At 28.7% G+C, this 11,712-nt stretch carries 12 protein-coding genes; 10 read left to right on the top strand and 2 right to left on the bottom strand.

Annotated elements, in window-relative coordinates; all coding sequences use genetic code 11:
* The first annotated feature begins 17 nt into the window (after nt 1-17).
* Both yqeC and L988_RS04480 read left to right on the top strand, forming a co-directional pair.
* Nucleotides 18-1,295 (top strand): selenium cofactor biosynthesis protein YqeC, encoded by a 1,278-nt coding sequence (yqeC, locus tag L988_RS04475; protein WP_047381989.1) that lies wholly within the window; start codon nt 18-20, stop codon nt 1,293-1,295.
* On the top strand, nt 1,292-1,858 hold the full coding sequence (locus tag L988_RS04480; RefSeq protein ID WP_047381990.1) for a xanthine phosphoribosyltransferase: 567 nt from the start codon (nt 1,292-1,294) through the stop codon (nt 1,856-1,858). Before yqeC ends, L988_RS04480 begins: the two co-directional genes overlap by 4 nt.
* Here the strand turns inward: L988_RS04480 and L988_RS04485 are convergent, their stop codons facing one another.
* On the bottom strand, nt 1,859-2,434 hold the full coding sequence (locus tag L988_RS04485) for a hypothetical protein (protein ID WP_052191686.1): 576 nt from the start codon (nt 2,432-2,434) through the stop codon (nt 1,859-1,861). It abuts the gene before it with no gap.
* Complete coding sequence (gene mnmH, locus L988_RS04490) at nt 2,397-3,437, bottom strand: tRNA 2-selenouridine(34) synthase MnmH (RefSeq protein WP_047381991.1); 1,041 nt, start codon at nt 3,435-3,437, stop codon at nt 2,397-2,399. The genes L988_RS04485 and mnmH overlap by 38 nt, the downstream gene beginning before the upstream one ends.
* 134 nt (nt 3,438-3,571) lie before the next feature.
* Between mnmH and recQ the strand changes: the two genes are divergently transcribed.
* The 8 genes from recQ to L988_RS04530 all read left to right on the top strand — a co-directional run bounded on the left by recQ (nt 3,572) and on the right by L988_RS04530 (nt 11,652).
* Nucleotides 3,572-5,491 carry a DNA helicase RecQ gene (gene recQ, locus L988_RS04495; protein WP_047381993.1) on the top strand — a complete coding sequence of 640 codons (1,920 nt, stop codon included), beginning with the start codon at nt 3,572-3,574 and terminating at the stop codon, nt 5,489-5,491.
* Nucleotides 5,492-5,507: 16 nt separating this feature from the next.
* Nucleotides 5,508-6,674, top strand: coding sequence for an ABC transporter permease (locus L988_RS04500; RefSeq protein ID WP_047381995.1), 1,167 nt, complete (start codon nt 5,508-5,510; stop codon nt 6,672-6,674).
* A complete protein-coding gene (locus L988_RS04505; RefSeq protein WP_047381997.1) occupies nt 6,667-7,347 on the top strand; it encodes an ABC transporter ATP-binding protein in 681 nt (226 codons plus the stop codon). The genes L988_RS04500 and L988_RS04505 overlap by 8 nt, the downstream gene beginning before the upstream one ends.
* Nucleotides 7,348-7,399: 52 nt before the next feature.
* Nucleotides 7,400-7,960 carry a ribosome hibernation-promoting factor, HPF/YfiA family gene (gene hpf, locus L988_RS04510; protein ID WP_047381999.1) on the top strand — a complete coding sequence of 187 codons (561 nt, stop codon included), beginning with the start codon at nt 7,400-7,402 and terminating at the stop codon, nt 7,958-7,960.
* Nucleotides 7,961-8,090: 130 nt separating this feature from the next.
* The gene (locus L988_RS04515; RefSeq protein WP_047382001.1) at nt 8,091-9,209 is read left to right on the top strand and encodes an ABC transporter ATP-binding protein; all 1,119 of its coding nucleotides are present in this window, start codon (nt 8,091-8,093) and stop codon (nt 9,207-9,209) included.
* The gene (locus L988_RS04520) at nt 9,210-10,055 is read left to right on the top strand and encodes an ABC transporter permease (RefSeq protein ID WP_047382003.1); all 846 of its coding nucleotides are present in this window, start codon (nt 9,210-9,212) and stop codon (nt 10,053-10,055) included.
* Nucleotides 10,048-10,821 carry an ABC transporter permease gene (locus L988_RS04525; protein ID WP_047382005.1) on the top strand — a complete coding sequence of 258 codons (774 nt, stop codon included), beginning with the start codon at nt 10,048-10,050 and terminating at the stop codon, nt 10,819-10,821. The genes L988_RS04520 and L988_RS04525 overlap by 8 nt, the downstream gene beginning before the upstream one ends.
* Before the next feature lie 45 nt (nt 10,822-10,866).
* The gene (locus L988_RS04530; RefSeq protein WP_047382007.1) at nt 10,867-11,652 is read left to right on the top strand and encodes a peptidylprolyl isomerase; all 786 of its coding nucleotides are present in this window, start codon (nt 10,867-10,869) and stop codon (nt 11,650-11,652) included.
* Nucleotides 11,653-11,712: the final 60 nt, after the last annotated feature.

Below are 11,712 nucleotides of genomic sequence, written 5' to 3' on the forward strand. Positions count from 1 at the left end.
AAAATGGGAGGAGCTCTATGACAGAACTATTCAATATCAAAAAAGGTGATATAGTATCAATTACTGGAGCTGGTGGAAAAACATCGCTCATGTTTCATCTAGCTAATACACTTAAAAAAAATGGAACTGTCTTAATCGCTACAACCACAAAAATATTTAAACCAGAAATTACAGAAAATAATAGTTTTATTTTCATATATCCTGAGGAGATTTCAACTTTATCTCCTCAGGATAATTTTATACACATCTTTTGTCCAGAAATTATAAATAATAAAATTATGAGTGCTCAATTTGAAGATTTAAATGTGTTGAGAAAATATTTCGATTATATCTTGATAGAAGCTGATGGAAGTGCTAATAAAGCTTTAAAAGGTTGGAGAGATGATGAACCTAATATATATCCAAAATCTACTAAAACCATTGCTGTAATAGATATTACAGCTCTACATAAAGATAAAAACGAAACAACTATCCATAGATTTGAACTTTTTCAAAAACAATACTTTAATTTTAATAAAACTATTGAAAAAAATGATTATATAGGTTATATTAATTCAAATATATTTTTTAATAATTCTTTAGGAGAAAAAATACTTTTTTTTAATAAAATAGAATCTTTAGATTCTTTTGGAAGTTTTTTAGATATTGTTAGCAAAATCGAGAATTTTGAAAATATTTACTTTGGTTCTATTTTTAGTAATAATTTTTTCAAATTTAAAAATGTAACTCCCATAGTTTTAGCTTCTGGTTTCTCAAAAAGATTTTTTGGTGACAAACTAAGCTATAAACTTAAAAATGGTAAAACAATTTTAGAAATGACTTTAACAAATATAAATAAAATAGATTTTAAAGAAAAAATTTTGGTTGGAAAAAATAATTTCCACTACGATCTATCTAAAAAATTTGGATTTAAATTTATTGAAAATAAAAATCCAGAACTTGGCCAAAGTCGTTCTGTTGTTTTGGGAACATCTGAAGCAACACTTCAAGGATTTATATTTATTCCTGGAGATATGCCATTCTTAACAAGAGAATCTCTCCTAAAAATTATTTTTGAATTTCAAAAATATAATAAAATTATAGTTCCATTTATTAATGGAGAAAAAAGTGCCCCTATTTTATTTCCGAAAATCTACTTTAAAGATTTAACATCTTTAAAAGGAGATAGTGGCGGCCGAGAAATTTTAAAAAAAGAGGAATTTATAAAATGCAATTTTAAAAACTCGTTCGAGTTTTTTGATATAGATACACAAAATGATTTAAAAATATTAGAAACACTGGAGGAACAAATATGAAATTATTAGAGGAATACATCGAAAAATACGGGTCTGTGACTGATAGCTCAATCTTAAAGGTTGATAGCTTTATCAATCACCAAATTGATCCCGTTTTAATGATAGAGATAGGTGAAGAGTTTAAAAAACGTTTTGAAGGAAAAAATATCAATAAAATACTTACTATTGAAGCTTCTGGAATTGCTATTGGTATAGCTGCAGCTTATGCTTTTAAAGTTCCTATGGTATTTGCTAAAAAGAAAAAACCATCAACTATGGGTGATTCTTATAATGCAAACGTACACTCTTTCACTAAAAAAACTGATTATAACATCACAGTTTCAAAAGAATTCTTGTCTCCTGAAGACAATATTCTTGTTGTTGATGATTTCTTAGCTATGGGTAATGCTATTATTGGTTTAAAAAGCATCATTGAACAAGCTGGAGCTAATCTTGCTGGTGTTGGAATAGTTATTGAAAAAGGATTCCAACCAGGTGGTACAATATTAAAAGAGCAAGGAATCCACTTAGAATCCCTTGCTGTTATCGAATCATTAGAAAATAATATTATCACTTTAAGATAATCAATTAATTAGAGCCGGGAAAAATCCTAAAATTGTAAATACAATTACAATTAATAAGATTTTTCTTCGCTCTTTTTTTAATACTTCATTTTTATTCTCAATATCTTTTCCCTTATATTTCTCTTTCCAATAAACATACCCTATTACAGTTGCTAAAATATATCCTACTATATAACATATTACATCTGCTAAATCGAAAGTTCCTACAAAAGTTCCATGTCCTCCATAAATACCTTGAAAAATCTCTACTCCAACTATAGAAATAAATATTAAATTAAATATATACTGTGCTTGCTTATAATAATATCTATTATGTAGTATTGAAACTCCCATCGAAAACAACCACAATCCATCTGGAAGTGAATATATTACCCAATTTGGTATATATTTTCTATAAACCCACACAATTTTTCTAATGGCTCTTACATATGGGTCTAAATATATCATCTCAATAAATTGATAATAAAACAATTTTCTACTTCTAAATAATAGATATATTAAAACTCCTAATGCGAATGATGACAATACAATAACTATTTTATTCAGTGATCTCTTTTCCAAAAATACCTTTTTCATTTAGATATCTCACCACTTTCTCCACACCTTCATCTAAAGTTTCATAAAATATCTCTGCATCGTAACTATATTTTTCTATACTTTTTTGATAAAGTGGATCATAATATTCAACCATTAAAATCTCTGACAATTCTTTTATTTTATTTTCGGATAACATCTCTGAGTACTCTTTATACTTAGCTTTTGGTATATATCTCCCAACTTTATCTAAACACTCTTGCAACTCCTCTAATGTTGCCCCGGCATAGTCCTCATCTATTATTTGTAATCTATGTTCAATAGAAGTATCTAAAGCTATATGAATTCCTTCTGCTAAAGAATCAAATATATCATCTTGCACATATACATTTCCTATTCTTTTACTTTCACTTTCAGCTAAAACATATTCTGGATTTTTTGTATATAAAAAATCGAATACTGATGAATCAAATCTTTTTTGGCTCTGCTCTCTCTCCTCACAAACTCCTCCAAAAAATGATCCTTTATGATCCGCCATTTTTTCTAAATCTAAAACAGAGTACCCTCTTTCTTCTAAAGCTTTCAATATCTTTGTTTTTCCAATTCCTGTCTTTCCATGCAACACAAAATATTTTACACCTTTATTATATTCTCCAATATTTTTTAATATATATTGTCTATATGCTCTGTATCCACCCTCTAATTTCCAAGTTGTGTACCCTAGTGCTGCGAATAAAGCAGACATCGATCCACTTCTCATTCCTCCACGGGCACAATAAAACACAACTCTTCCTTTTGCATGTTTTTGTACTTCTTTAAATATTTCTGGCAATCTTTTAGAAATAGCCTCTATTCCTAACTCTTTTGCTTTTTCAGGAGAGACTTGTTTATATGCTGTCCCAACCTCAACTCTTTCCTCATCTAAAAGTAAAGGAATATTTATAGCTCCTGGAATCCCTTCCTCTTCAAATTCTTTTGGGGTTCTTACATCTATTAGAGTGTAGTTTCTCTCTTTTAATAAATCTTCGTATTTTACTATAACCATCTCTTCCTCCATTTTTTATCCTTATAGTATATTCTACTATGATTTTTAATAAAATTGAATATTATTTATATAAAAAAAAACTTTAATATGATAAAATTTATTATAAAAAAGGCTTTTTTTATAGAAAGGACGTTATGAAAACAAAAGCAAAAGAACTATTAAAAACTATTTATGGATATGATAATTTTAGAAAAGGACAAGAGATAATAATCAACAATGCTCTTTCAAAAAGAGATTCTTTAGGTGTTATGTCTACAGGAGGAGGTAAATCAATATGTTATCAAATACCTGCACTACTTTATCCTCATCTGACTATTGTAATCTCACCACTTATTTCTCTGATGAAAGATCAAGTTGATTCTTTAAAATATCTAGGTGTTAGAGCTGGTTTTTTAAACTCAACACTAACAAAAGAAGAGTATGTAAAGCTTATTTTAGGTATTAGAAATAAAAGTATTAAGCTATTGTATATTGCACCAGAAAGACTAATGAGTGATAAGTTTATAAATTTTATTAAAGATTTTCCAATTTCAATGATTGCAGTTGATGAAGCTCATTGTATATCTCAATGGGGACACGACTTTAGAAAAAGTTACCTGGAAATTCCTAAATTTTTAGATAAAATTAATCAACGTCCACAAATATTAGCTTTAACAGCAACCGCTACAAGTAAAGTTAGAAAAGATATTATTGAAAGACTAGCGTTACAAGCTCCAAAAATCTATGTTGATGGATTTGATAGAGACAATCTAACTTTTAAAGTTGAAAAAGGTGTTGTTCCAGAAGCATTTATATCTGAATACATTAAAAGAAACTCTAAAAAATCTGGTATAATATATGCGGCAACAAGAAAAGAAGTTGATAATTTATACAGTTATTTACTCCTTAAAGGATTTAATGTTGGAAAATATCATGCTGGATTAGATGAAAAAGAAAGAACTAATTTTCAAGATAAGTTTTTAAAAGATGATATCAAAATTATGATTGCCACAAATGCTTTTGGTATGGGGATAGATAAATCCAATGTAAGATATGTTATTCATCGAAATATTCCAAAAGATTTGGAGAGTTATTATCAAGAAGCTGGAAGAGCGGGAAGAGATGGTGCTCCATCGGAAGCTATTTTGCTATTCTTTGAAGAGGATGTTTCGACTCAGGAATTTTTAATTGAACAAAATGAAGAAAGTTCTAAAGAATTAAAAAGAACAAAACGAAAAAAACTGGATGCTATGATTGATTACGCCTATCTAGAAAGTTGCTATCGTGAATATATCTTAAAATACTTTGGTGACAAAAGAATAAAAAATTATTGTGGTAATTGTGGCAATTGTAAAAATTTTAAGGATATTCAATCTTTCACTTTAGATGCACAGAAAATTTTTTCATGTATCGGACGTACAAAAGAAAGTATTGGCATATCTACATTAACAAATATTTTAATGGGTAAAGTTGATAGTAAAATTGAGAGAAAAGAGTATTTTAAACTTTCTACATTCGGTATTATGTCGTCATATAATCGAATCAATTTAGAGGAATTTATTTACTATTTAATATCAGAAAATTACCTAGAACAAAGTGCTGGAAGCTTCCCTACTTTAAAATTAACAACTAAATCTTTTGAAGTTTTGAAAAATATTAAGGCTGTTTTTAGAAAATCTAACGAATCTGTTACATTCGATTATTTTGAAGATCCACTTTTCGAGACTTTAAACTCATTAAGAAAAGAGATTTCTGAAAAAGAAGGCGTTCCACCATATATCATTTTCTCAGATTTGACTCTTATGGAACTGGCTGAAAAAAAGCCTAGAAATCGTTGGGAGATGCTTAAAGTTCGTGGTATTGGTAATCAAAAATTTAAAAATTATGGAAACCTATTCTTAAAAACAATCAATCAACTTTCCCCACAAGAGATTGATATGTTGCATGTTGATAATATTATTGATGAAAAATATCTAGGTGAAAATCAACTTATAAATTTACGTAACTCCTTAAATATAAATATTACTACTGATGAATTGAAAGAGATTCTTATAAAAACTCTCTTTACAAACTAATTATGAGGTGAACTACATGTTATTTGAATTTTTTATAGCAAAAAAACATATCTTAGAACATAAAAAACAAAGTTTTATTGGTATTATTGGGATTGCTATAGGTATTATGGTTTTAACCGTCTCTATAGGTATATCTAACGGATTAAATAAAAATATGATCGATAGCATACTCTCTTTATCTAGTCATGTTACTATTATTGGGAATGAAAATATCAAAAACTATGATACTCTAGAAGATACTTTTAAAACATATTCTGAAGTCAAAGGAGTGATTCCTAAAGTTACAACTCAAGGTATTGTTAAGTATAACGGAATTTTAGGTACATATGTATCTGGAGTTAAATTGGATGGTTTAGATTTAGGAAAAGCTATTCCTGCACTTAATTTAGAAAGTAAAATCAAAAGAGGAGATATTGATCTTTCAAATATGAAGGGTGTTATTATTGGTGACGAGCTTTTAAATAGAATTGCTGGATCAATCGGTGATTCTATAACTATTATTTCAGCTAATAATAAGGAGTTAGAACTTGAAATAATGGCAACTTTTCAAAGTGGTTACTATGATTATGATCTTTCTATGATTCTTTTACCACTTCGAACTGCTCAATATATGACTGAAAGAGATGAGACTGTAAGCTCTATTGACTTAATTTTAAATAATCCATATGATGCTGAGAAAGTTTCAAATAAAATTTATAGCGATACTGGTCTTTTTAACAGAACTTGGGGTAGCCTTAACCAAAACTTATTAAGAGCCCTTTCACTTGAAAAAACTGTTATGATAATAGGCTTTTCTTTAATTGTTATTATAGCTGGATTCGTTGTTTGGGTTATTTTAAATACTATGGTTAGAGAAAAAATAAGATATATTGGGATTATGAGATCTATGGGAATATCTCATAGCTCTGTTATTAAAATATTTTTAATCCAAGGTATTATTCTTGGAGCAACAGGAATCATCATTGGTGTCATTGTTTCCCTATTTTTACTTTGGTATATAAAAACATATTCTTTGCCAGGAATATCGTCGATATACTATCTAACTAAAGTTCCTATTGAATTATCTTTAAAAGAACTACTTACAATTATAGGAACTAATACAACTTTAATATTCTTATCAAGTATATTTCCCGCTTATAGAGCCGGAAATTTAAAAATTGTGGAGGCTTTAAGACATGACTAAAAATATCGTTCTAGAACTTAAAAATATTTGTAAAAATTATTCTACTAAAAATGAAACTTTAGAAATTATAAAAGACCTAAATCTTAAAATTGAAGAAGGGGATTTTATATCTATTCTTGGTCAATCTGGTTCTGGAAAAACAACACTGTTAAATCTGATTGGACTTTTAGATTCACCAACCTCTGGTGATATATATATTAATAATGAAAAAATCTCCATAAATAGCTCCACTATTGATTCTATTAGAAATAAAACTATTGGATTTGTTTTTCAATTTCATTATCTTTTACCTGAATTTACAGCTCTTGAAAATGTTATGATTCCTGCACTAACTCAAGATTTTTCTAAAAAAGAGGAAATTGAAAAAAGAGCTCTTCAACTATTAAAAGAGGTTGGCGTTGAACATAGAGCTAGTCATAAACCTACAGAGCTATCTGGTGGAGAAAAACAAAGAGTTGCTATAGCTAGAGCTCTTATTAATAATCCTAAAATTCTTCTACTTGATGAGCCTACTGGAAACTTAGATAATGAAACAAGTGAAAAAATTTTTAATATTTTCAAACAAATTAATGACAAAAAACGTCAAACTATTATAACAGTAACACATTCGAGAGAGCTTGCTGAAATATCTAATAAAAAATTATTCTTAAAAAAAGGAATTCTTTCAGAATAGCTGTATAGATAAACTAAGAAAGCTACATAAATATCCATAAGGGGTGGTTTGTATGAGAATAAACTATAATACTAACGGAGATCTTGTTATTACTGATGCCATCAAAAATCATTGTGAAAAGAACTTTTTTAAATTAAAAAAATTCTTTGATAACATTTTAACAGTTAACGTTACATTATCAGCTACAAAATCTAAATCAGGTCCTCTACAAAGAGTTGATGCGAGAGTCCATGTAAATGGAAATGTTATTAAGGGTGTTTATACAGATGATGATCTTTATAATGCGATAGATCGTGTAACTGAAATTTTAGCTAAACAAATCAAGAAACATAAAGAAAAATTAAGAGATAATAACCATGTTTCTCCTAATCTGAATATTGGTAAGAAAATTACCTTCGAACCTGGAGACAACTCAATAACTGTTCAATCTATAAAGAAAATAGAAAGTGTTACAGTTAATCCTAGACCTATGGATGTTGAAGAAGCAATATTACAATTAGAAGCTTTAAATAAAGATTTTTATGTATTCACTAATTCAGAATCAGGTGATATGAATATTGTTTATAAAAAAAGAAATGGAGATTACGGTCACGTAGAACCAGCTCACTTTTAAATATTTATGAGAATCCTAGTCCTACTAGGATTCTTTTTTATTTATAACAAATAAACTGGTTTATTTTATTCGTTAAATGTGGTAAAATATTATTATTGTAAACAAATTTATTATATATTAGGAGGTAAAATTGAAAAAAACAGATATTAAAATTGTCGATATCAAAAAAAGTTTCGACGGAGTTGATGTTTTGAAAAATATTAACTTAGAGATTAAAGATGGAGAGTTTTTTTCTATTTTGGGTCCATCTGGATGTGGTAAAACTACTCTTTTAAGAATGATTGCAGGATTTATAACTCCAGATAGTGGTGCAATCTATCTAGGAGATGAGAATATAGTTGATTTAGCCCCAAATAAGAGGAACGTTAATACAATCTTTCAAAAATATGCTCTATTTCCTCATTTAACAGTTTATGAAAATGTTGCTTTCCCATTAAGACTGAAAAAAATTGATGAAAAAACAATCGATGAAGAGGTTAAAAAATTTATTGAACTTGTAGATTTGAAGGAACATATCTACAAAAAACCAAATCAACTTTCTGGAGGTCAACAACAAAGAGTTTCTATAGCAAGAGCTCTTATAAATAAACCTGGAGTTTTATTATTAGATGAACCTTTATCAGCATTAGATGCAAAACTTAGACAAAATCTTTTGATTGAACTAGATAATATTCATGATGAAGTAGGAATTACATTTATCTTTATTACTCATGATCAGCAAGAAGCGTTATCTATCTCTGATAGAATAGCTGTTATGAATAAAGGAGAAGTATTACAAGTAGGAACTCCTGCTGAGGTTTATGAAGCTCCTGCTGATACTTTTGTAGCTGATTTTATCGGTGAAAATAACTTCTTTGATGGCATTGTTACAGAAATTTTTGATGAAACTTATGGTAAGATTCAAACGGAACATTTAGGAGAACTTATTTTTGAACTTGATAAAATAGTTAAAGTTGGAGATAAAATTAGAGTTTCTATCAGACCTGAAAAAATTAGGGTTTCTAAACAAATACCTACAGGGTTATCAGAAAAACACAATACTTTAAAAGTTTATGTTGATGAACTTATTTACTCTGGATTCCAAAGTAAATACTTTGTTTGGGTAAACGGAGATAAAAATCTATTATTTAAAGCTTTTAAACAGCATGCTGTTTACTTTGATGAAGATGATAATGATACAATACACTGGGATGAAGATGCTTATATTTCTTGGCATGCTGATGATAGTTTCTTAGTAGAGGTGATATAATTGAAAAAAATCTCTTCTGGAAGTTTATATAGTATTCCACTAACTTTATGGATGTCTGTATTTTTTGTTATTCCTATGCTAATCGTTTTAAGCTATGCTTTTTTAACTAAAGGTACTTATGGTGGAGTTCAAATGATCTTTACCTTAAAGAACTTCAATGTATTTTTTGAACCTGTATTTCTAAAAATACTTCTTAGAACTACTTATATCTCAGCTATTGTAACTATTTTAACTGTTACTTTAGCTATTCCAACGGCTTATTTTATAGCTAGGTCAAAATTCAAACAAGAACTTCTTATTCTTGTTATTATTCCGTTTTGGACTAACTTTTTAATAAGAATCTATGCTTGGATATCTATTTTAGGTTCTAATGGTTTTTTAAATACTTTTTTAATGAAATTAGGAATCATTGACGCTCCTTTAAAGCTTCTTTATAATACAAGCTCTGTAATTTTAATCACGGTATATACTAGTTTACCGTTTGCAATATTACCACTATATGCTATTATTGAGAAATTTGATTTCGCTTTAGTTGAAGCAGCTAGAGATTTGGGAGCAACTAATGCTCAAGCTTTTAGAAAGGTATTTTTACCAAATATAAAATCTGGTATTATTACAGCAGTCTTATTTACATTTATTCCATCTATGGGATCTTACGCTATTCCAAAACTAGTAGGAGGTACAAAGGCAACTATGCTTGGTACTGTTATCGCTCAACATCTTACTGTGACTAGAAACTGGCCTTTAGCTTCAGCTATTTCGGCTATGCTTATTTTAATTACATCAATCGCTCTCTTAATTTTTATGAGAGTTGAAAAAAAGTCTAAGGAGGTTGACGATGAATAAGAGAAGAACATCACTATTTTTCTTCATTTTATCTATGATATTCTTTTATTTGCCTCTGTTAATTCTTGTAATCTACTCTTTCAATGAGGGAAGATCAAGTACTTGGCAAGGATTTTCTTTAAAATGGTACGAAGAGTTATTCCTTTATTCTGATAACATTTGGAAAGCATTTAAATATAGTTTATTCATTGGAATTATTTCGAGCACTACTTCTACATTAATTGGAACTCTTGGGGCTATTGGATTACACTGGTATAACTTTAAACATAAAAACTATTTAAAAGTTATAACATTCCTTCCTTTAGTTATTCCAGATATTATCTTAGGGGTTTCACTTCTGATTATGTTTGCAACAGTTAAACTACAATTAGGATTAACAAGTATTTTCATAGCTCATACAACATTTAATATTCCATTTGTTTTGTTTATAGTTTTATCAAGACTTGGAGAATTTGATTACTCTATTGTTGAAGCTGCTTATGATTTAGGCGCAAATGAGATGCAAACATTAAAAAAAGTAATTCTTCCAATGCTTACACCTGCTATTGTTTCAGGATTTTTAATGTCATTAACTTTATCACTAGATGATTTCGTTACTACATTCTTCGTTGCTGGACCAGGTTCTTCTACTCTACCTTTAAGAATTTACTCAATGATTAGATTAGGGGTTTCGCCAGTTGTCAACGCATTATCAGTTTTACTTATTGTTTTATCTATAGCACTTACTCTTTCAACAAAAAGTTTACAAAAGTACTTTGTAAAATAGGTTCTTATATAGTATAATACTAGCAGTAAATACAGGAGGGTACATATGAAAAAAATCATTAAATTACTATCTCTAGTGATGTTATTAGTTGTTGTAACAGCTTGTTCATCTACTAGTAAAACTCAAGCGGTAAAATATAACAATATTAGAGCTACATTTGTTACAACTCAAGGAGATATTAGTTTCTATTTATATCCTGAAGCTTCACCAATAACTGTAGCTAATTTTATAAATCTTGCTAAAAGAGGATTCTATGACAATACAAAAATACATAGAGCCGTTGAAAACTTTGTAGTTCAAGGTGGAGACCCTACTGGTAGAGGAGATGGAGGTCCTGGTTACTCTATTCCTGATGAATTTTCTAAATGGTTAGACTTCTACCAACCTGGAATGTTAGCTATGGCTAATACTGGTCCTGAAACTGGAGGTTCTCAGTTCTTCTTCACTCTTTATCCTGCTGACTGGTTAAACAATAAACACACTATATTTGGAGAGTTTATTGATGAAAAAGACTTTAACAACATTAAAAAGCTTGAAGTTGGAGATGTTATTAAAGAGATTAGATTCTCAGGAGATATTGACTTGTTCTTATCACTACATAAATCACAAGTTGAAGAATGGAATGCTATTTTAGATAAAGAGTTTCCAAACTTAAAAAAATATCCAATAAAAGATAGATCTGAATTCAGTGGAGATGTTCAAGCTTATTATGATGAATTAAAAGTAATCTATGCTAAAAAAGATACTAAAACTGAAGAAGAGAAAGAATGGCTTATACCTAGATTTATTAGAGCAACTGAAAAGAAGATAAAAGAAACTAAAAATAATTAAAGTAACTACTCAGCTGGTAGATTACAAAAAATAAAAAATAGCTAAATAATAGGAGATTTC

It is taken from the genome of Cetobacterium sp. ZWU0022, assembly GCF_000800875.1.
Taxonomy (GTDB): Bacteria; Fusobacteriota; Fusobacteriia; order Fusobacteriales; family Fusobacteriaceae; genus Cetobacterium_A.